The sequence below is a fragment of the Dyadobacter sp. SG02 genome, from assembly GCF_900109045.1.
Taxonomy (GTDB): Bacteria; Bacteroidota; Bacteroidia; order Cytophagales; family Spirosomataceae; genus Dyadobacter.
In genome coordinates this window covers 275,875-297,509 of record NZ_FNYL01000011.1, presented here as the reverse complement: position 1 = coordinate 297,509, position 21,635 = coordinate 275,875, and the positions used below count along the sequence as shown (strand labels likewise).

Sequence of the window (21,635 nt, the reverse complement as noted above, 5' to 3'; positions counted from 1 at the left end):
AACTACTACCGCCTTAAACAAGTGGATTGGGATGGCAGCTCAGCGTATAGCAGAATCGAAGTCATAGACTTCAGCGCTTCCGGTAAAGGACTGGTGCTGTATCCCAACCCTGTTGCTGGTGGTGTCATCACACTGGATTTGCCGGAAGGCGGAGTGCTTGAGGTTAAAATCTATAACCTTTCCGGCAACCAGGTGAAGGCATTTAAACAAATGAGCCGTGTGCTGGATGTGAAAGGACTTTCGTCTGGCAAGTACATGCTCAAAACAGTTTCTGAGAATGGACAGGTCTATGAAAAGACTTTCATCATTCCATAATGCATTAGTAACTGATTACGAAAATGCTGGTAGCAGTCGGTTCTCCGACTGCTACCAGATTTCAACACCATCGGGCCAGCTCTGGGCTCTTCAATAATCCATTTTATCACTTTATGAACTTTATCCAAATCAACAACCATGGAATATCGATTTACTCGCTTGAATCCTTCGGAAACGTCCGATAGATACATCCCTGGTAGTCTTACTGCCAGGTTCACGAACTTCATTCTTGTCGCCATTTTTACGTGCGTATCATTATCATTTGCGAACGCTCAGTCATGTCCAGATCCTGGGGGAGGAACCAGTTGGTACTTTTTTGATGAAAGCGATGATGTGAATTTTTTTCCGGAGAATGTGCCGGCTGGAAAAAGTGGGAGCGGAAAGGCGACGTCGGGCAAATTGACACTCTCCGAGACGATGAATGCCGTTTACCCTCTTCGTATGGCTACAATTAATCCGGAACTGTCCGATGGAACAACAGGCAAGGTTGTTTTTCGGTTTGACTTTCTGGACATGGCCCCCGCCGCGGTTATCAAGATTTATCAGGGCACGTCTGCAACCGGGACGCCGGCCGAAACCATAACATCGGCAAATGCTTCGGGTTATTTATTGCAAACCCGTACCTATACAGGCTCTGTTACTGTGACATTTGAGAGTCCTGTCGCTTCCGCGGGAGGGAACTTTAAAATCTATATCCCCTATACAACCGGGGATGAGGTTGCTACGTCAGCATTTGGTTTTCAGGTTGCTTACTGGAAAAAGTTTATCACCCCCAACTCATATACTGTGATGGATTCCTATCCCGAGGAAGCCGCCCCCATTGCCACTGCCTATTTTGATGCGAATAAGAACCTCGTTTCCTCCGAAATCTCTTTTTGCATTGATTACGGGAAGCCCGCGCCTTCTATGGCGAACAGCAATTATATAGGACAGGTTGTTTTTTCTCCACAGGTTCGCCAGGACCTGGATAAATCAGGAAGTGCGGATGCCGTTGATCAATTAAAGGCAGCCCGCCTGGTCTATATAATGAAAAACATTGCAACACCGGCAACGACTTATCAAAACTTCATGGATGTTCAGGGTGCGGTGAATACTACTCTTGGACCCGACTATACGATTCCCTACTCTGGTCTTCATGGAGATGCGATCGATGCTATTCCCAGCCTGCCAAGCCCGGCTGAGCCAGTGTTTTCAATTACTGGCCCGGCATCGGCGGTGTCGGCAGGGACGCCTCAGAACTTTACTGTTAACCTAACAGACGACGCAGGACATCCGAGGGTTTTTAAGTTAAAACTCCCCACAGGCATAACCCTGAACTCGGTGACAGGGGCGACCTATAATCCAAGTGACAGTACTATGACGTTTGCGTCATCGCCCGCTTCCGCGACAGTGTCTGTTACCAGTGCCGCAAGTACCACAGCGACGTTACGGGTTGTATACAATCAACCAGGTTTTTGGAATGTCAATAATCTCATTGTATATGAACCCTGTACAGGTCTGGACGATTTCCAGGGATTTATTGGGTTAAGCAAGGGCGAGACTACCTATCCCTTTCGGGAAGCTTCCGCAACCTGGGCTGCTCAGCCCGCTTTCCCATGCTCTGAGTTGAGCTATGTGATCGGTAACCGGAATATCGGTGGTGCCAACGTTTCGGACGGCTACACACTCGACCTTTCGAGCGGTGTTACAGCCCTGGGCAAACAGACCTTGATTGAAGGCCCTAATGCTTTCATTAACGCCATCGGCTACAACACCGTCGATAACTACATCTGGGGTTTCCGCTATGGCACCAATCAGCTCGTCCGCATCGGCAGTGACTGGTCTGTGACATTCCATGATGTGACCGGTTTCCCTTCACCAGTGCCTGGTTATGCAACCGGAGATGTCAGTCCGGATGGCATTCTGTATTTGTATGCCTCCAATTCCAACCAGATCACTAAGGTCGACCTGAATCCCGGCTCCGCGAATTACCTGACTGCCGTAACACTACCGACTTCGCCGACCGACTTGAACGATTGGTCCTTCAACCCGACCAATGGCATGCTTTACGGATTTGGAACGAGCAAGGTGCTATACCAGTTTGATCCGGCAACGGGTAACCGGACTACCTTGGGCTCAGTAACCGGCGCAGGCATCGAAACATCTGCCTATACCGGCGCTTTTGGCACTGCATTCTTTGATACGGATGGCGATATGTATGTAGGTAATAATGGCAGCGGGGCCATTTTCAAGATCAGCGCGCCGCTTACAAATCTTACAGCCTCCCTGTTTTCAACGGCATCGGGCGTGACGCCGGGTGATGGCGCGCGCTGCCCAAGCGCCATCGTAAATGATCCGCCAGTGGCTGTGGACGACAACGGTACCACTACTTGCAACGCGGCTACGGTCGATGTGCTGGCCAATGACGTGGCGGGCAGTGCGCCGCTGGTCCCTTCCAGTGTGAAACTGTTGACGCCAGGCACGCTTGCCCGGGTGACGACCCTGAATGTCGCTGGACAGGGTGAATATAATGTGAATACTGTGACGGGTGCGATCACATTTACTCCGGTCAATGGCCTCCGCGACACCATATCTATCGATTACGTGGTAACCGATGGCAATGGCCTGGAATCGATTGCTACAATGACCATCATCGTCGATTGCCCGATGCCGGTAACACTGGTAGCCTTTGATGCCAGAAAAGAAGGGAACACGGCACTGCTTACCTGGTCGACAACCGAAGAAGTAAATTCGGACCGCTTTGAGATCGAGCGTAGCCGCAATGGCAAAGTTTGGTCTACAATCGGTAGTGTTCGGTCAAACGGGGAAAGCAGTGTTTTGAGAAACTACACTTACACCGACGCTTCACCGGAAAAAGGGGAAAATCTATACCGCCTGAGAATGGTCGACAATGACGACACATATGCTTTCAGCGCTATCAGAGCGGTGTCTGTTGAAAATGGCACGGAGCGGATATCTGTCTATCCTAACCCGGTTGTGAATGGAAAATTGATTATCTCTATACCAGGTTCCGAGCGGTATCGTGCTGAGTTAACGACTCTGACTGGGAGTCTGGTGCTGCAACAGAGCCTGGCCAAAACCCAGGAATTGAATTTGCATGGACTTGCCTCAGGCATGTATGTACTACGCTTCATCTCAACCAGCGGCGACGTGCAAACGAAGATGTTTGTTGTGAAATAAAGCAGAGATTCCGTGTATCCCGGCATGGAGAGAAGATATGGGATTTTGATTCCATATCTTCTTGACAGGGGAGCCTTATGGTCATTAAGGCTTGCTCGCTCGCAACCTGGCAATGAAAGGAACTTCCAAGCTTGCTATTCATTACAACAGTGAAAGTTCCCGGTCGGAAGCGGAAGCGACACTTGCCGAAAATAAATTCGTCCCGCTAATTGTCCCGAAAACAAAAAATGCCCCTGCTGTTACCAGCAGAGGCATTTTGCAGAGAGGAAGAGATTCGAACTCTCGATACAGTTACCCATATACTACCTTTCCAGGGTAGCCCCTTCAACCACTCGGGCACCTCTCTATTGGGGTGCAAATATAGTGAAGAGATTGTTGTTTCCAAATCCAATGCGAAATCAAATGCTCATTTCTCCGCGGAGGGGCTGGCCGAGCAGGTCGATGCAGGCGCCGCCGGGGCGTTCGCAGGCGAAAACGTACATCATTTTGGTGATCGCAGCTTCGGCGGTGATGTCCGAGCCGCTGATGACGCCGATCTGTTGCAGGAACTTGCTGGTTTGGTATTGTCCCTGCGACACGCGGCCGCCGTCGCATTGGGAGACGTTGAAGATCACGATGTCGCGCTCGATGGCGTTGCTGATCGCGTTCAGGAACCAGGGCTCGGTGGTGGCGTTGCCGGCGCCATAGGTTTCGAGGACGATACCTCTTAATCCTTCGATATTCAATATCGATTCCACGACTTGCCGGCTGATGCCGGGGAACATTTTCAGGAATGCGACATTGCTATCAAAGCTTTTGTGGACTTTCAGTTTCAAACCCGCTTTGTAAGGTTTGATGTACGGAAAGTTGTATTCGATATTTACGCCCGCATTCGCGAGAGCGGGGTAGTTTTCGGAATGGAATGCGTTGAAATCAGAGCTTTCCTGCTTTTTGGAGCGGTTACCGCGCAGCAAACTGGAATTAAAATAAATGCAAACTTCCGTGATGATCGGATGGCCTTCGGCATTCTTGGCTGCCGCCAGTTCCAAAGCAGTTATCACGTTCTCACGCGCGTCCGAGCGCGCTACGCCTATGGGCAGCTGCGCGCCCGTGAGGATGACGGGTTTGTTGAGGTTTTCGAGCAAATAACTCAATGCAGATGCCGTGTAGGCCATGGTATCCGTTCCGTGCAGGATCACAAAGCTGTCGAACTGCTCGTAATGCGCCTCTATAATGCCCGCTAGCTCGATCCAGATTGCCGGGTTCATATTCGACGAGTCGATCGGCTCGGGGAGCGAAAGAAAGGTAATGTCAAAATCCAGCCGGCTGATCTCCGGGACCTTTTCGATGATCTGCTGAAAGTCGAACGGGACGAGTTGCTTGCCTTTTGTTTCATATACCATTCCCAGCGTACCTCCGGTGTAGATGACCAGTACGGAGCCGGTGGTCGGTTCGGGGGAAATGGGGTTAATATGGATTTTCGTATAGTCCATCAGGGTAGTTTGTTGAGCATGCTTTTGGCGTTCGCGGTGGTGGCGGCGATGACGTCTGCTTTGGTTATTTCTTTCAAATCGGCCACGCGCTGGGCTACGAGATCGATGTAGGCGACTTCATTGCGTTTGCCGCGGTAGGGAACAGGGGCCAGGTAGGGCGCATCGGTTTCGAGCACCAGATGTTCGATGCCGACATGCGGTATCACTTTGTCCAGACCCCCATTTTTAAATGTAGCCACGCCGCCAATGCCGAGTTTAAAACCCAGTTCAATGGCTTTTTGCGCTTCTTCTAACGTGCCCGTAAAACAATGAAAAATGCCGGTCAATGCGGGATCGGCGAAATCTTCGATGAGCTTCACAGTTTCCCAAAACGCGCTGCGGCTGTGAATGTCGATCCAGAGGTTGTGCTTGCGCGCGAGGCCGCATTGGTATAGAAATGCCTTTTCCTGTTGTTCTTTAAACGTAACATCCCAGAAAAGGTCCATACCAATCTCCCCGACGGCGATGAACTCATATTTGCTGAGCCATTCTTCCATGATCTGCAATTCCTTTTCAAAATTTTCCTTCACGTAAGTAGGGTGGAGGCCGATCATCGGGAGGCATTTGCCGGGGTATTTTTCGGCGAGTCCGAGCATGCCGTCGATGGTCTCGTGGTCGCAATTAGGCATCCATATCTGCTCGATACCGGCATTCCAGGCGCGGTTGAGCATTTCGGTACGGTCTTCGGCGTAATCGTCGCTGTATATGTGGGCGTGGGTTTCAATCATTGTTGCATAGATAATGCTTCAAAACGGTAGCCCTTCTCGCTGAAATGTTCGAGGTAGCGGGGGAGCGTATGAAGCATGTTTTTGGAGGCCTTAATGCTGTCGTGGAAAAGCACGATGGAGCCGGGCCGGGTGTGTTGAAGGGATTTTTTTAAACAAATTTCCGGAGTGATCTGCGGGGAAAAGTCGCCGCTGAGGACGTCCCACATGATGATCTGCTTGTCTTGCAAAACCACCCTGGACTGGCTCTTCTTAATGCGTCCGTAAGGTGGGCGGAAGAGCTTTGTTTGGAGATCGAGCTGATCCTGGCATTGCCGAATATTTTCCAGATAAACAGCATCCTCGGTTTTCCAGCCATTCATATGATTGAATGTGTGGTTACCAATGGAATGCCCGCCATTTTGCACCATTTCATATATATCCGGATGTTTCAGCACATTAGCACCAATGCTGAAAAACGTCGCTTTGGCGTCGTATTTGGCCAATAATGCCAGCACTTGCTCGGTAATGTCAGGGATAGGCCCGTCGTCGAAAGTCAGGAAAATGGTCTTCTCTTTCGTGGGAATATGCCAGGTAAAACCAGGGAAAAACGCTTTCAGCCAGAATGGGGAATGATGCAGGAACATGCTGTCGATGAAATTTGCGCTTCAAATATAAAGGGATATAAAGCAAGAAGCTGCCGGATGGGGCAGCTTTCTTGCAATAACAATATATAGAGGCTGGCTTAAACCTGTACTGATTACTACTGATTACGCGTGCGCGAACACAGGATTCAGCATCGATACAGCCTTGGCTTCGAGGAATGACTCGCCCATCAGGTACTCGTCTACCGAACGGGCCGCTTCGCGGCCTTCGGAGATTGCCCATACCACGAGCGATTGTCCGCGGCGGCAGTCGCCAGCTGCGAATACTTTCTCGTTGGAAGTCGATTGGTACCCGTTGGTTTTGATATTGCCACGCTCGTCGAATTCCAGGTCGAGGTCGCTCAGCAGGCCTTCTTGCTGCGGGTGCAGGAAGCCGGCCGCCAGGAACGCCAGGTCGCAAGGAATGGTACGCTCGCTGCCATCCACCTCTCTCATTTGCATACGGCCCGTTTCAGGGTCTTTCTGCCAGTCGAGGTCGACGATTTTCAACGCGGTCAGGTTGCCGTTTTCGTCACCGATGAATTCTTTGGTATTGATAGACCAGTGTCTGTCGCAGCCTTCCTCGTGTGAGGTCGAAGTGCGGAGCATCATCGGCCAGTTCGGCCAGGGTGTGCTCGCATCGCGGTCTTTCGGAGGAATCGGCATCAGCTCGATCTGTGTGACGGATTTCGCACCGTGACGGCCCGAAGTACCTACGCAGTCGGAACCCGTATCACCACCACCGATTACGACAACGTGCTTGTCCGTAGCGAGGATCTCGCCATTGGCATAAGTCGCGCCGCGGTGATCTACCACGCGGTCGATACCGGCTACGCGTTTGTTCTGCTGGCTCAGGAACTCCATCGCGAAGTGTACTCCCTTGAACTGACGGCCCTGGATTTTTACATCCCTCGGTACAGTCGATCCAACGGTCAGCAACACCGCGTCGAATTCATTTTGAAGCTCTTCGGCTTTGATATCCACACCTACATTCACGCCGGTACGGAATTCGACGCCTTCGGCTTCCATTACAGCCATACGGCGGTCGATAATGCCTTTGTCGAGTTTGAAATCGGGGATACCGTAACGTACCAGTCCACCGATTCTGTCCGCTCTTTCCAGCAATACTACCGAGTGGCCGGCCTGGTTGAGCTGGTAAGCAGCCGCCATACCCGCAGGTCCCGAACCTACCACGGCTACTCTTTTGCCGGTGCGGGTTTTAGGAATGCGTGGTTTTACCAAACCTAGTTCGAATGCTTTCTCGATGATCGATTTCTCGATGTACTCGATCGCTACCGGCGGCTTGTTGATACCCAGTACGCAGGATGCTTCGCAAGGAGCTGGGCAAATGCGGCCTGTGAATTCAGGGAAGTTGTTGGTAGACGCTAATATTTCGTAGGCCAGTCCCCAGTTTTCATCATATACCGCGTCGTTGAACTCGGGGATGATGTTGCCTAGCGGACAACCATTATGGCAAAAAGGAATTCCGCAGTCCATACAACGGGCTGCCTGCTGTTTGGAATTAGAGTCGGTCGGTGCGGTTTCGATCTCACGATAGTCTTTCAGACGCTCGTCAATGCTTCTTTTTTTCGGCAACTCCCTTTCAAACTCTAAAAATCCGGTTGGTTTTCCCATTCTTATTACTGATTTAAAAAATTCTGATAGTTGATCTTGAAACTGAAAATTACTGGTGTACCACGTCTACGACGATGTCTTTGTACACCACGTTCTTGTCTGCGATTTGCTGTGCGAGCGTGATACCGCGTCCTTCCAGCGCTTTGCGGAAGTCGGATGGCATTACTTTCACAAATCGCTTCACAGATTCTTCCCAGTTCTGGATCAATTGGAAAGCGATGTTGCTGGTGGTGTATTGGAAATGTTTATCCAAATACTCGCGGAGAATACCTTTGTCTTCATCCGTCAATGCTTCCAGCGTCACCATTTCTTTATTTACTTTCTCTTCGAAGGTTCCGTTTTTGTCGAGTACGTAAGCCACACCACCCGACATACCTGCCGCGAAGTTGCGGCCTGTTTCGCCGAGGATGATCGCCAGACCGCCCGTCATATATTCCAGACCGTGGTCACCAACTCCCTCAACCACTACTTTCGCACCCGAGTTACGCACGCAGAAGCGCTCGCCCGCGGTTCCGCGGATGTAGGCGTCACCCGATGTAGCACCATAGAATGCCACGTTACCGATGATGATGTTCTCTTCCGGCTTGAACTTCGCGTCGCGGTCGGGATACACGACCAGCTCGGCGCCGCAAAGGCCTTTTCCGAAGTAATCGTTCGCGTCACCTTCCAGTTCGAGGCGTACACCCAATGTGTTGAATGCACCGAAGCTCTGGCCCGCAGTACCGCGGAATTTGAAGTGGATATTGCCGTTTGGCAAGCCAGTACCGCCGTATTTCTTCGAGATTTCGTTTGAAAGCATTGTTCCCACCGACCGGTTAAGGTTGTTGATCGGGAATTCTGCGTATACTTCATCCTTGCTGTCGAGCGCCGGTTTGGCCGAACGGATCAGGTCGAGGTCGAGAATGGCGTCGATACCGTGATCTTGTTCTTCCTGTTTGAATTGAGCTACCGAAAGGTCGCCTTCTTTGTACAGGATCGCGTCGAAGTTCAGGTTTTTGTATTTCCAATGTTTGATATCATTGCGCAGTTCGAGGTACTGAGCCTGACCAACCATTTCATTTACGGTACGGAAACCTAGTTGTGCCATGATCTCGCGCAGCTCTTCCGCCATGTAGGTAAACATGTTCACCACGTGCTCAGGCTTGCCCGAGAACAATGCGCGGAGTTCTTTGCGCTGTGTGGCCACACCCACAGGGCAGGTGTTCAGGTGGCATTTGCGCATCATGATACAGCCGGCTGCTACCAGGGCGGCAGTTGCAACACCCCATTCTTCGGCACCGAGCAATGCGGCGATCGCGAGGTCGCGGCCGGTACGGAGCTGTCCGTCGGCCTGAACGGTTACCCGTCCGCGCAATTTGTTTCTTACCAGAGTCTGGTGCGTTTCGGCCAAACCAAGCTCCCATGGCAGACCCGCGTGGCGGATCGAGCTCAATGGAGATGCTCCGGTACCACCGTCGTAACCCGAGATCAGGATGTGGTCGGCGTGTGCTTTCGCTACACCGGATGCCACGGTTCCTACACCGGCTTCGGATACCAGCTTCACGCTGATACGTGCCGCACGGTTGGCATTTTTAAGGTCGAAAATCAGCTGCGCCAAATCCTCGATCGAGTAAATATCGTGGTGAGGAGGAGGGGAGATCAAGCCTACGCCCGGCGTCGAGTGTCGGGTGCGGCCGATCCAGTCGTCCACTTTGAAGCCCGGAAGCTGACCACCTTCACCCGGTTTTGCGCCTTGGGCAGTTTTGATTTGCAGCTCACCCGCATTGCTCAGGTAATGGCTTGTTACACCGAAACGTCCCGAAGCAACCTGTTTGATCTGCGAATTCATGCTGTCGCCGTTCGCGAGCGGGTTGTAGCGCAGTTCGTCTTCGCCACCTTCACCTGAGTTGGATTTACCGCCGATGCGGTTCATCGCGATCGCCAGGGTAGTGTGCGCTTCCCAGGAGATCGATCCGAAGGACATCGCACCGGTAGCGAAACGTTTGAAGATGTTTTCAACCGGTTCTACCTCGCTCAAAGGAATGGCATTACCTTTTTTAAATCTCAAAAGACCACGCAATGTCAGCGCTTTGTGGCTCTGGTCGTCGATCAGTTTAGAGTATTTCTTGAACTGCTCGTAGCTCGCATTGCGGGTAGATTGTTGCAGCAAATGCACCGACTGCGGGTTGAAGATGTGTGCTTCACCACGTTGTTTCCATTGGTAAACACCACCCACTTCGAGTCTTGGCTTTTGCTCCGCACTTTCGTGGTAGGCCACTTTGTGACGCACCAGGATCTCGCGTGCAATCTCAGGAATGCCCATACCGCTGATACGCGAGATGGTTCCTGTGAAATATTTGTCGATTACGTCCTTGTTCAAGCCCACGCATTCGAAGATCTGCGCACCCTGGTAGGATTGCAGGGTAGAGATTCCCATTTTAGAGAATATCTTCAAAAGCTCTTTGTTAACGGCTTTGATGTAGTTGTAATGCAGTTTTTCGTCGGTGAACTCGCCTTCGATCATATTCTTGCGGTTCATGTACGCAAGCGTTTCGAATGCCATGTATGGGCAAACACCCGCAGCACCGTAGCCGATCAATGTCGCTACGTGGTGGGTTTCCCAAACGTCCCCCGCTTCCACGAGCAAGCCTACACGTCCTCTCAATCCTTCGCGGATCAGGTGGTGGTGGATGGTTGCCGTTGCGAGCAATGAAGGGATCGGCGCGTGGTCGGAGTCGATGGCGCGGTCGGAGAGGATAAGGATCTCAAATCCGTCTTCGATCGCGTCTACCGCGTAACGGCAGATTCTTTCCAATGCTCTTTCCAGTGCTTTTCCGCCTTCGTCGGCGCGGAAGTAGGTATTAATGGTTTTGGCCTGGAAGCCGTCTTTATCTACAAAACGCAGCTTGTCGAATTCCTGCACCGAAAGGATCGGGTGCGGTAATGCGATCTGGCGGCAATGTTTTGGTGATTCTGTGAGAATGTTCTCGGTACTGCCTACGAAAGAGATCAAAGACATGATCGCACGTTCGCGGATCGAGTCGATCGGCGGGTTGGTAACCTGTGCGAAAAGCTGTTTGAAATAGGTAGACAAATGCTGCGACTGATCCGAAAGAACGGCCAGCGGAGAGTCGGTACCCATCGAACCGATCGCTTCCATACCCGTTTGGGCCATTGGCCCGAGGATCATGCGAAGGTCTTCCGAAGTATAACCGAATGCTACCTGACGTTTCAGCAATGCATTTTCGTCATATGCGCGGTACGTGCGGATCGGGTGATCGAGCGCGTCCACGTGCAGCTTGTTCTCGTCAAGCCATTGCTGATAAGGCTGCGCGGTACAGATTTGCGATTTGATTTCTTCGTCGGGCACAATGCGGCCCTGCTCCATATCCACCACGAACATACGTCCGGGTTGCAGGCGGCCTTTGGTAACAACTCTTGCCTGATCCACTTCGAGTACACCCGCTTCCGAGCCCATGATGATGGTATCGTCGTCGAGTACCCAGTAACGTGACGGGCGCAGACCATTGCGGTCGAGCGTAGCGCCTACCATCTTACCGTCGGTGAAAGAGATCGACGCAGGACCGTCCCATGGTTCCATAATCGCAGCGTGGTATTCGTAGAATGCCTTGCGCTCAGGGTCCATTTGTTCGTTGCCGTCCCATGCTTCGGGAATCAGCATCATCATTACATGCGGCAATGAGCGGCCCGAAAGGTGCAGCAATTCGATCGCATTATCGAGGTTGGCGGAGTCGGACTGGTTCCTGTCGCAAATGGGCAGGAGCATATCCATTTCTTCCTTCGAGAAGAATTTGGACTCGAAAGATTTTTCCCCGGCGCGAATCCAGTTCACGTTACCTTTTACGGTGTTGATCTCTCCATTGTGCGCAATGTAGCGGAATGGCTGGGCCAGCTCCCATGAAGGGAAGGTGTTGGTCGAGAAACGCGAGTGTACCACTGCCAATGCAGATACGACCGATTCGTTTTCCAGATCCGGGAAGTAATATTTCAACTGGGCAGTTGTAAGTTGCCCTTTGTATGAGATCGTGCGGCATGAAAGCGACGAGAAATAGAAGTTTTTCGCGCCTTTAACCGTGTCTTTAATCAATCTTGCAGCGACCTGGCGGAGAATGAACAGCTTGCGTTCAAACGCCATATCGTCCGTAATGTCGTCCGGACGTTTGATGAAAACCTGCTCTACTGCCGGTTCAACGGAGAGAGAGCCTTCACCCAGGGTATTGTTCAGGGTAGGTACCTTGCGGTAGCCGAGCAGTTGCAGGCCCAGCTTCTTGATCTTTCGGTTCAGGATATCCCTGCTCTCTTCCCTGGCAAGCTCGTCGCCCGGGAAAAAGATCATCCCCACACCATACTCACCTGCCGGCGGCAGGTGGAAGCCCAACTTGGTAGATTCTTCTACAAAGAACTCGTGAGGGATCTGAATTAAAATACCAGCACCGTCACCGGTGTTAGGGTCAAAACCAGTTGCACCCCTATGCTCCATCCTTTCGAGCATATGAATGGCATCAGCCACGATCTGGTGCGACTTACGACCCTTGATGTTGGCCCGGAAACCGATTCCACATGCATCATGCTCAAATTCCGGGCGGTACAGTCCCTGATTTTCTACCATTTGTTCAGACATTTGCGACATTTATCGAATTGTAGGTAATTAACAAATTCGTAATTAGAATCTGTTTAAATAAGCACTTTAAAAGGAAAGCGAAAACGCCAGTGTGTGATGTTTTGGGTAAAGCCACGCAATATACCCATAAAAAATATTTGGCTTATTATGGGAATGGCAAAATTTTATATCACCAATATGCATTTGGCCGATTAATTACAATTATTATCAGAATATTGATAATCGTGTAACAAAACCCTCTGTTACTTACCATTTTGATAAGCTGCAAACGCCGTTTTCGGTGACTTGGAGGATTACAAAAACCGCCTAAGGAAAATATAAAAAGTGTTAGAATAAGATAAGAAAAACGTCCCGCCGGGCTCGGCGGGACGTTCGTACAAATGGCTGAAAATTATATTATTCAAATATTAAGGCTCTTTCGATTCGCTCACGCCCTCATAATCTTCGTCGTCGTAATCATCATCGCCCGCACCGAACTCGTTTTCAAGGCTGTGCATGAAAACGGCGTCGATCGCCTCTTCTTTGGTAGGCAAAACGGTGAGATCGGGAATGCGGAGATCTTCCAGCGTATCCATGAAATCGTCGTCGCGGGTCACGATCACGAGCAGGCCGAGGTCGTTCGCACAAAGGCGGTTTACCTTCTTTAAGGTAGTGATCCCCGTGGCGTCGAGCGACTTCACGGTTTGCATATTGACGATCAGGCTATGGAAACCTTCGCGAAACAGGCCACGCGCCGTTTCTTCAAAAGCAGCGGGTACGTCGTCGGCGAAAGCTGCTGCGTCCGTTTCGAGGTAGACGTATTGCTCTTTCTTTTCCAGTTTAAAATCCATTTCGGTTGTCGTTTTGTCGAACAATTATTTTGTTAAGTGAGTAGTTCGCCTCAGGCCATTGCGCGCAGGATGGCTTTTTCGATTCTTTCAAGCGGGTGGTCCAGATTGTTCTTCTGGAACTTCATGCCGGTAACCTGTTCGAACAGCTCGATATAGCGTGCCGAGATCGAGGCTACTTTTTCGTCGGTCATTTCAGGCACGGTCTGGCCGTCTTTGCCCTGAAAGCCGTTCTCGATGAGCCATTCCCTTACAAATTCCTTGCTAAGCTGCTTTTGGGCCACACCGGCGCGCTGATTTTCCTCATAAGTGTCTTTATAGAAGTATCTTGAGGAATCGGGCGTGTGGATTTCATCGATCAAATAAATCGTGCCATCCAGTTGGCCGAACTCATATTTGGTGTCCACGAGGATCAATCCCTGGTCGGCCGCCATTTCAGTTCCGCGCGCAAACAATGCGAGCGTGTAGCGTTCGAGGTGCTCGTACTCGTCCTCGCTCACGAGCCCCTGCGCGAGGATCTGCTCGCGCGAAATGTCCTCGTCGTGGCCTTCATGCGCTTTGGTGGTGGGCGTAATGATAGGCTGGGGGAGTTTGTCGTTCTCTTTCAGGCCTTCGGGCAATGCTACGCCGCATACTTCACGTTTTCCGGCTTTGTATTCACGCCATGCGTGGCCTGCGAGGTAACCTCTCACGACCATTTCCACCGGGTAAGCCTGACATTTGATACCGATACTTACGTTCGCGTCGGGCACTTCTTCGAGCCAGTTCGGCACGATATCGGAAGTGGCGTTCAGGAAGTGGGCGGCGATCTGGTTCAGGACCTGGCCTTTGTAGGGGATAGCGCGGGGCAGGATCACGTCGAATGCCGAAATACGGTCGGTGGCGATCATTACCAGACGTTTTTCGAAGGAATAAACGTCACGGACTTTCCCTTTGTAGAAGGCCGTCTGGCCGGGGAACTGGAAGTTGGTTGCTGGTATGCTGTTCATTAGATTATCGGTAAAATTACCATTCGATTTCGCTCTTTTGTCCGGGCCTGGTATTGTACTGCTTGCGCCGGAGCTGGTAAATATATTGGGATTCGTTCGATTTCATGGCATCCAGGATCGCCCGCGCCTGCTCTTCCGACATGTTCATTGCTTTCAGGCTTTTGAGCAATTCCTCTTTTTTGACATCCTCACTCACCTCGCGTATTTCCTGCGGCGGGGCGGGAGGCGGTGCCGGCTGGACTTGCGTATTCTGCTGCTGGTTCGAGCGGCGTTTGCGCGTCGTAACGTCCGACTGCTCGTCTACGCCCGAGAAGCTCTTTTTCAGTATGATATAATTGGTTCGTGCCAATGCATTTCCCGGTTCGAGGCGCAATGCCGTCCGCAGGGTCGTCAATGCGCTGGCGGTATCTTTTCTGTTGACGAGGATCAATGCGATCTGCGCATTGGCTACCGAGGCGATGCTGTTATTATCAATGTCGCTCAGCAGCCGGTAATGTTTCAAAGCCTGCTTGTAATCGCCCGCCTTGTACAGGGAATGGGCCAGGTTCAGCCGCGCAGCAGGGTCCGAAAACAGTGAGCCATAGGTGATTTGCCGGTACAGCTCGGCCGATTTGGTAAACTCTTTTTTCTGGAATGCCTGTTCCGCATCGAGTTTTCGCTGGTTGGCCTTGGTAATGGAATCGAACGTACGGTTGTCCCAAAGCCAGAGCAGCACATAGAGGATCAGAGACGTCATATCGGTTCACATTTGGGGGCAAAAATAGGGAATTACGCTTAGAGTCGAAACGTTCCGATCGTAATTAGTACGTCGAGCAGGATCAGTACCAATGCCGCGCCGAGGAAATAATAGTATTTGTTTGAAACCACCGTGATCGTGCGGGAATCCACCAATGCACCCTCTGCCTGGTTGATGTCGCTGATCAGCTTCTGAATATCGTTCTTCGAATTATTGAGCTCGTAATAGGTCCCGCGGGCGGAATTGGCAATGCTGTGAAGGAAATTTTCGTCGAGCTTGCTGATCACCAGCTTGTCGTTTTTGTCCATCAGCGGTTTGCCGTTCTGCTGAATGCTGATGCCCACTTTTGTGCCCACAGCCACCGAGTATACCCCGATGCCGAAGCGCCGGAGGTTGTTGAATAATGCATTGCTGCAACCGGTACTGTTTTCCCCGTCCGTAAAAAGCACCATCATCTTCGCGCGGCTCGTCGGGTCGGCGGCATTCATGAGTTTGTTGTATGCCATTTCGATGGCCCCGCAGATGTTGGTGCCGTTCGTCGGGAGCAGGTCGGTTTGCAGCGACTGGATGAAAAGTTCCAGCGCGGCCACGTCGTACGTGAGCGGTACGTGTATGTACGCGTCGTTGGAAAAGATAATGATCCCGACGCGGTTCGCCCGCTCGTTCTCCACAAACCGGTTCAGTTCGAACTTCACTTTTTCCAATCGCGAGGGCGTCACATCCGCCGCGTCCATCGACTTTGAGAGGTCGACGACCATGAATATATCCTTACCCTTTGCCTGGATGTCGCGCTCTGCCTCGCCGAACGACGGCCCGAGGAGGCTGATGATCAAAAGAGAGAAGGTAATGCTGCGTAAAAAGAGTTTGATGATAAGCGTCCGAGCGGTCGTTTGCAGTTGCCGGGCGACCCGAACAGTGCGTATGATATAGGCTGTGTAAGCGAAAATGAAAAAAAATATAAAAAAATATTCAGTGCTCTCAAAGGGGTAATTCCAGTTCATAATGAACGCATTGTGTAAATTAGACTTGGGCAAAAATAGGCATTTCAGGCTTCTGGTGAAGTTTTTTTTCTTGAAATGTTTGCTTTTCTGAAAATAGACCTGCTATATTTGCACTCCCGAACGACGGAAGAACGGAGGGATGGGTGAGTGGCTGAAACCAGTAGTTTGCTAAACTGCCGTACTCGCAAGGGTACCGCGGGTTCGAATCCCGCTTCCTCCACGCGGTTTCTGAACGTTCAAAAAGGGCTCTTTCTTAAAGTAGAAAGATAAAATTCGGGGAGTGGCGCAGCCCGGTAGCGCATCTGGTTTGGGACCAGAGGGTCGCAGGTTCGAATCCTGTCTCCCCGACAAAAAGATAAGGCAGTAAGCCGTAGCAGTGCAAACTGTGAATCGCTGACTGCCTATTTTTTTAAAATTAAGTTCACATTTGAAGTATCGGTCCCGTAGCTCAGCTGGATAGAGCAACTGCCTTCTAAGCAGTAGGTCTTGTGTTCGAATCACAACGGGATCACTTGAAAATCAAGCACTTAGATTAATTTCTAAGTGCTTTTTTGTTGGACTAACAGTGAAATAATGAGTGATCCCGAATCAGCTGCCTGGGACGCGCACCTATCAGCCTAATTCAATACACGGCTCCACTCGTCAATAATCATGCCTAGTTCGAGCGATGGAAGTCTTTGGGATTTGTAATTCTTCATGCCCTCGCGAAGGGCGTCGTTTTCCATGACGGTTGCCAGCGATTCAGCCATTTTGGTTACATTTTCTGCTTCAACGAGGATGCCGTTTCGTCCGTCTTCGATGAGTTCTTCGGGCCCGGTATCACAGCGATAGGCGACGATCGGAAGGCGGAATGCCAATGCTTCCAGAAGTACCATGGGTAGCCCCTCAAATCGCGAACTCATGCAGTACACAGAAGCGTCTTCGAAATAATTGAGAACCTTCTTTGTGGCACCGACCAGTTGCACCGAATCCCCGATGCCGAGTTCTGTAATTTTCTTTTCAAGGAGCGGCTTATCTTCACCATCTCCGATGATAAGCAATTTCCATTCTTTCCGAAGTCGCTCGGGTAGCTGGCCCCAGGCGTCCACTAACAGATCAAAACCTTTCTGGAAAGTTAGCCTTCCAACGGATATGACCGTTCGGGAAGGTTTTTTATGGGATACCTGCTCTTTCAGGAACATCGGGTTAGAAATGTGAGTTACCCGCGCATTGCGGTACCACGCACCCTCTTCCCAAAACTGCTTATCACGGGCCGTTAGCGTAATGATCCTGTCGGCAAAAGAAAGTGAGAGCTGGCGGGCCAGAGATCGGGAGGCCAGGCCCAGACTTACCTTGAAATTGAAATGCTCCCACACAACATGCCGAACCCCGGTGAATGCAAGAGAGGGAACGGAATGTATGGCCATATTCGACTCAATCGTAACAAAGGTGTCGATGTCGTTGCTCTTAACCAATTGCCGAATTCTCCGTCGCGAATGAAGGACTTTTTTAAATCCCTTCCTATCATCCATTTGCAAGCTGGTTACATTTACATTCGGTTCCAATGGAAAGAATATGTTGTCGGGATCTCCATTCAGGCTCAACAAATGGATATTGTAATTTCTTTTGGCGAGTTCGTTGATAATGACCGAAGCTACACGTTCCGTACCGCCAATTAAGGAGATATTGTAAATAAAGAAAACGATATTAGGCATAATAATCTTACTCCAAATAACTAATTCGGAGATGGTAATCGTTAAAAAAGTCAATAAAAACTAAAACGGACATTATTAATTTCCAGCCACCGCTTTTGCGGGTTCAAATTGTTTATCAAATGCAGACCTGAGCAGACTGACCATCGGTTTTTCAAACCATTTATGCATGGCAATGCTTATGAGACAAACCAATGTCATGGAAAGTACCATGCCCAGGAAATCAAGCACGGGACCTTGCATACCAATCCGCGTATATACCAATCGCAGGAACGCGTAAATGACGAACGGGTGAACCAGATACATGGCATAACTGGAATCGCCGAGCAATACCATGGTTGAATGAATTTTATTTTGGGGATTGAAGCGGTCTTCCAGGCAGAGAAAACCACATGCTACCAAAAGCGAAGGCCCGCCAAAGAGCAGGAAGCGTTGAGTAGCAAGGCCGTAGTGGTATTCGGCGTAGGGTAAAAACACCAGGGCTGCAAACCCGACTACAATTAGTGCATTTCTGAGCGACCGGCTTGCGGACCGGAGCCGGTGTTGCCAGAAATAATACAAAATCCCTCCGCCCACAAATTCCATGATCATCGGGCTGCTCCAGAAGCGAAACATATAGTTTTCCCAGGAGGCGAAAGCCGATAGCAAGACGAAAACCGATAATCCGATAAGACAGGCGATCATCCCCTTTTTGCTCCCGAAAATGGCAATGAAAGCGGCAATAGACACGTAGAAGAACATTTCGTAGTTCAACGTCCACCCCAGCGTGAGAACGGGCCCGCTGTCTTTAATGTGATAGGGGATGAACAGCAATGATTTGGCGAGGGTAGTGGGTGTCAGGATCAGGTTCCGAAACCATGATGGCTTGGCCAGGTACAATCCGGCGGACAGAAACGTCATCGCGTAATAGAGCGGTACAATGCGTATGATCCGGCGGTACAGGAAACCTTCGGCGGATTTATTGACAATGTAGGCCATTATAAAGCCGCTGATTATGAAGAATATATCTACTCCAAAACCTCCTACGGCCGGCTTGATATATTCGAAATGGGCAAATACTACGAGCAATGCAGCCAATGCGCGAAGTGTCTGGATACTTTGAAGCATAGCACAAAATTAGGCTTTTGCAACTGAAAATTCATGCAATAAACTGAATGTATTTGATTTGCTTGCCGGGTTATGGGTTGATTGCGCGGTTTTAGGTGCATGGCAAGTTTGAATATAATACTGGTACTATTCTGGTAATTTATTGATTTAATGCATGAAATGTTTGGCTTTAAAATGTCGGGAAACCGGAACGGAATTGTTTCTTGGACGCTTCAATATGCCTTTCATGATATATGAATCATCAGCAACGATAGCAAGTGGCAATTAACTTTGAAATGGTAAATTGAATTTTTATCGGGAAATAAATGTCTTAATCTTATTTATCCCTCTTTTTGGTTGTGAATAGTTTTTTATGAAGTTTTTGCGCATTCTTTTTGTAGGAATACTCCTTGTTTCAGCAGCATTTTCCATTGTTTTAATGTCCCCATTTTTACTATTGTATTGGTGGATGTGGTTAAAAGATCAGCACGATGCGGAAGAGCTTGTTCGTGCTGCTATTGCGAAACGCGCGGGAAATTGAAAAACAAACATTTCCGCACACGCTATTTTCCAATCTCTTCCGCTAGCCCGATCAGTAGCCCCCCGGTTGCCCGAATGTAGCAGAGCCTGTAAACGTTTTCGTACTGCACGATCTCGCCGACCACCTGAGCACCATGCTTTGCGAGCCTGGCAACCGTATCGTCAATGTCGGCAACGGTAAACATCGCCCGAAGGTATCCCAATGCATTTACCGGCGCATTGCGGTGGTCCGACTCGACGGGAGGCGAGAGAAATGTCGAAAGTTCGAGGCGGCTGTGACCATCCGGCGTAACCATCATCGCCACTTCTACGTGCTGCGCACCCAGCCCGGTAACCCGACCGGCCCATTCTCCCTCGATAGTGGCCCGCCCTTCCAGCCGTAAACCAAGCTCTGTGAAAAACGAAACGGCTTCGTCGAGGGACTCTACTACGATGCCTACATTGTCCATTCTCAATAAATTGTTGTTTGCCATAGTCGTATTGGTCTGGTAATCAAAAATTGTGTCTTGTGGTTATTTACCTTCTCGTTCTTCAACGAAGGCGCGCCGTGGTATATTGGCTTCGGAAATTAGAAGCTGGTAAAGCCGTCTTACTTATAAGTAACCTTTGTATATTTAATGGTTTCAAAATATTTGATCATGAATCCAAAAGTTAGATTTTCCATTCTGGTGATCGTTGCATTTATCGAGCTTTTTCTGGTCGGTATTTTGCTTTTCAGGTACAACACCCAGCCAAACGGACACGAGTCGTTTTTGTGGCAGCTGGTATCCAATGTTTTAATACTTATTGCGCTGATAGTGCAGAGTTACAGGGCATACCGGAGCATATCGGGTAACAAAGTCTAGGACGTCGCGCTTACGCTCCGCTGATATTTACAAATTAGCGCCGGCGTATACAACCTTTCGGTTACATTCGGGCCTCTTTTTTGAAATGTAATCCGAAAGATGAGAAATTGGAATGTATTGATAGCATTAAGTCAAAAAACATACTAACTAGTATGTTTTTTGACTTACCTTTGCATGGTAACCCATACACCCATGTATCAGACACTGCTTATCTTACACTCCATCAACAGGTGGCTTGTCCTCGCAAGCCTTTTTTATGCGACCTGGATGGCCTGGACCGGCCTTCGTTCCGGCAAGTCATTTTCCGGCCGGAACAACGCGATCAGGCACATTACTGCTACCATTTCGCACATTCAGTTGCTGCTTGGCCTTTCGCTGTACATGATCAGCCCGGTGGTGAAGTTTGGTGGCGCGGAGGCCCCAGGGGCCACGCTCGTGAGCGAACATGTGTTCTTTCAGCTTATTCATACTGCTTTAATGGCTGTTGCCGTGGTCATCATCACCATCGGGTCGGCGAAGGCGAAGCGCGCGGCGTCGGACGGGCAGAAGTTCAGGATAATGCTGATCTGGTTTGCTATCGGCTTGCTGATCATTCTGGCGGCCATTCCGTGGCCGTTCTCGCCATTGGCTAACAGGCCGTATTTCAGATAATTCGGTGTAGGTTTACTGAAAAATGATGGATTGAAATGAAAAAGGCGGAAGCGACGCGGCTGAATATCCTGGAAAAGGCATTCGAACTGATCTATGTGAAAGGTTACCAAACCACGAGCATCGACGATATCATCGCGACCACCCAGGTGACCAAGGGCGCGTTTTACTACCATTTCAAAAATAAGGACGAAATGGGCATCGCCATTATCAATGATCTTTTGAAGCCGACGCTCACGGGCAGTTTTATCGGCCCGTTGCAAACCGCCGCAGATCCGCTGACCGCCATTTACCAGCTGATGTATAACCTGTTGATAGAAAACAAATTCCTTAAAGTCGAGTACGGCTGCCCGGCCGCTAACCTCACCCACGAGATGACTTCCTGGAATGCGGATTTCAACAAAGCATTAAACGAACTGACCCAGCAATGGACTGAAACGATGATCGACGTCATCGAGCGTGGGAAAACGAACGGGGCCGTTCGTAGCGACGTCAATGCCCGGCAGGTAACGATGTTCGTCATGTCGGGCTACTGGGGCATCCGCAACTTCGGCAAGCTCGAACGAAGCAAGGAAATCTACCTGCCTTACCTGGAAGAGTTGAAGAACTATCTGGAAACGCTGCGCCGCTAGTTCAGGGTAGCAGGTAGATCAAATGTAACC

At 50.2% G+C, this 21,635-nt stretch carries 17 protein-coding genes and 4 tRNA genes; 8 read left to right on the top strand and 13 right to left on the bottom strand.

Annotation, left to right across the window (positions count from 1 at the left end):
• Positions 1-315, top strand: a 315-nt coding sequence (locus BMW93_RS24815; protein ID WP_143061719.1) for a T9SS type A sorting domain-containing protein, incomplete at its 5' end; no start/stop codon positions are given.
• A 441-nt stretch (positions 316-756) separates the two neighbouring features.
• On the top strand, positions 757-3,495 hold the full coding sequence (locus tag BMW93_RS24810; RefSeq protein WP_177194189.1) for a DUF6923 family protein: 2,739 nt from the start codon (positions 757-759) through the stop codon (positions 3,493-3,495).
• 259 nt (positions 3,496-3,754) lie between these two features.
• Here BMW93_RS24810 and BMW93_RS24805 read toward each other — a convergent pair.
• The 10 genes from BMW93_RS24805 to BMW93_RS24760 all read right to left on the bottom strand — a co-directional run bounded on the left by BMW93_RS24805 (position 3,755) and on the right by BMW93_RS24760 (position 16,163).
• A tRNA-Ser gene (locus BMW93_RS24805) sits at positions 3,755-3,841 on the bottom strand.
• A gap of 52 nt (positions 3,842-3,893) precedes the next feature.
• A complete protein-coding gene (locus BMW93_RS24800) occupies positions 3,894-4,967 on the bottom strand; it encodes an asparaginase (protein WP_090382677.1) in 1,074 nt (357 codons plus the stop codon).
• Positions 4,967-5,734, bottom strand: a complete 768-nt coding sequence (locus BMW93_RS24795; protein WP_090382674.1) for a TatD family hydrolase — start codon at positions 5,732-5,734, stop codon at positions 4,967-4,969. The genes BMW93_RS24800 and BMW93_RS24795 overlap by 1 nt, the downstream gene beginning before the upstream one ends.
• A complete protein-coding gene (locus tag BMW93_RS24790; RefSeq protein WP_090382670.1) occupies positions 5,731-6,357 on the bottom strand; it encodes a polysaccharide deacetylase family protein in 627 nt (208 codons plus the stop codon). The genes BMW93_RS24795 and BMW93_RS24790 overlap by 4 nt, the downstream gene beginning before the upstream one ends.
• A gap of 123 nt (positions 6,358-6,480) precedes the next feature.
• On the bottom strand, positions 6,481-7,989 hold the full coding sequence (locus BMW93_RS24785; RefSeq protein WP_090382668.1) for a glutamate synthase subunit beta: 1,509 nt from the start codon (positions 7,987-7,989) through the stop codon (positions 6,481-6,483).
• Between the two features lie 49 nt (positions 7,990-8,038).
• On the bottom strand, positions 8,039-12,619 hold the full coding sequence (gltB, locus tag BMW93_RS24780; RefSeq protein WP_090382665.1) for a glutamate synthase large subunit: 4,581 nt from the start codon (positions 12,617-12,619) through the stop codon (positions 8,039-8,041).
• A gap of 398 nt (positions 12,620-13,017) precedes the next feature.
• Positions 13,018-13,440 carry an STAS domain-containing protein gene (locus BMW93_RS24775; RefSeq protein WP_090382732.1) on the bottom strand — a complete coding sequence of 141 codons (423 nt, stop codon included), beginning with the start codon at positions 13,438-13,440 and terminating at the stop codon, positions 13,018-13,020.
• Between the two features lie 50 nt (positions 13,441-13,490).
• On the bottom strand, positions 13,491-14,426 hold the full coding sequence (locus BMW93_RS24770) for a phosphoribosylaminoimidazolesuccinocarboxamide synthase (RefSeq protein ID WP_090382663.1): 936 nt from the start codon (positions 14,424-14,426) through the stop codon (positions 13,491-13,493).
• A gap of 16 nt (positions 14,427-14,442) precedes the next feature.
• Positions 14,443-15,162: a tetratricopeptide repeat protein gene (locus BMW93_RS24765; RefSeq protein ID WP_090382660.1), complete on the bottom strand. Its 720-nt coding sequence runs from the start codon at positions 15,160-15,162 to the stop codon at positions 14,443-14,445.
• A 38-nt stretch (positions 15,163-15,200) separates the two neighbouring features.
• Positions 15,201-16,163 (bottom strand): VWA domain-containing protein, encoded by a 963-nt coding sequence (locus BMW93_RS24760; protein WP_090382729.1) that lies wholly within the window; start codon positions 16,161-16,163, stop codon positions 15,201-15,203.
• A 133-nt stretch (positions 16,164-16,296) separates the two neighbouring features.
• Here BMW93_RS24760 and BMW93_RS24755 point away from each other — a divergent pair.
• The 3 genes from BMW93_RS24755 to BMW93_RS24745 all read left to right on the top strand — a co-directional run bounded on the left by BMW93_RS24755 (position 16,297) and on the right by BMW93_RS24745 (position 16,674).
• A tRNA-Ser gene (locus tag BMW93_RS24755) sits at positions 16,297-16,383 on the top strand.
• Between the two features lie 54 nt (positions 16,384-16,437).
• Positions 16,438-16,511, top strand: a tRNA-Pro gene (locus BMW93_RS24750).
• An 89-nt stretch (positions 16,512-16,600) separates the two neighbouring features.
• Positions 16,601-16,674: transfer RNA gene (locus tag BMW93_RS24745), tRNA-Arg, on the top strand.
• Between the two features lie 106 nt (positions 16,675-16,780).
• Here BMW93_RS24745 and BMW93_RS24740 read toward each other — a convergent pair.
• The 3 genes from BMW93_RS24740 to BMW93_RS24730 all read right to left on the bottom strand — a co-directional run bounded on the left by BMW93_RS24740 (position 16,781) and on the right by BMW93_RS24730 (position 19,953).
• The gene (locus tag BMW93_RS24740; RefSeq protein ID WP_090382726.1) at positions 16,781-17,857 is read right to left on the bottom strand and encodes a glycosyltransferase family 4 protein; all 1,077 of its coding nucleotides are present in this window, start codon (positions 17,855-17,857) and stop codon (positions 16,781-16,783) included.
• 75 nt (positions 17,858-17,932) lie between these two features.
• Positions 17,933-18,961 carry an acyltransferase gene (locus BMW93_RS24735; protein ID WP_090382658.1) on the bottom strand — a complete coding sequence of 343 codons (1,029 nt, stop codon included), beginning with the start codon at positions 18,959-18,961 and terminating at the stop codon, positions 17,933-17,935.
• Between the two features lie 542 nt (positions 18,962-19,503).
• Positions 19,504-19,953: a VOC family protein gene (locus BMW93_RS24730; RefSeq protein WP_090382656.1), complete on the bottom strand. Its 450-nt coding sequence runs from the start codon at positions 19,951-19,953 to the stop codon at positions 19,504-19,506.
• A gap of 165 nt (positions 19,954-20,118) precedes the next feature.
• Between BMW93_RS24730 and BMW93_RS24725 the strand changes: the two genes are divergently transcribed.
• The 3 genes from BMW93_RS24725 (at position 20,119) to BMW93_RS24715 (ending at position 21,605) form a co-directional block, all read left to right on the top strand.
• Complete coding sequence (locus BMW93_RS24725) at positions 20,119-20,325, top strand: hypothetical protein (protein ID WP_090382653.1); 207 nt, start codon at positions 20,119-20,121, stop codon at positions 20,323-20,325.
• Between the two features lie 192 nt (positions 20,326-20,517).
• Entirely contained in the window at positions 20,518-20,976 is a 459-nt protein-coding gene (locus BMW93_RS24720; protein ID WP_090382651.1) for a hypothetical protein, read from the top strand.
• A gap of 35 nt (positions 20,977-21,011) precedes the next feature.
• Complete coding sequence (locus BMW93_RS24715; RefSeq protein WP_090382650.1) at positions 21,012-21,605, top strand: TetR/AcrR family transcriptional regulator; 594 nt, start codon at positions 21,012-21,014, stop codon at positions 21,603-21,605.
• The last annotated feature ends 30 nt before the right edge of the window (positions 21,606-21,635 follow it).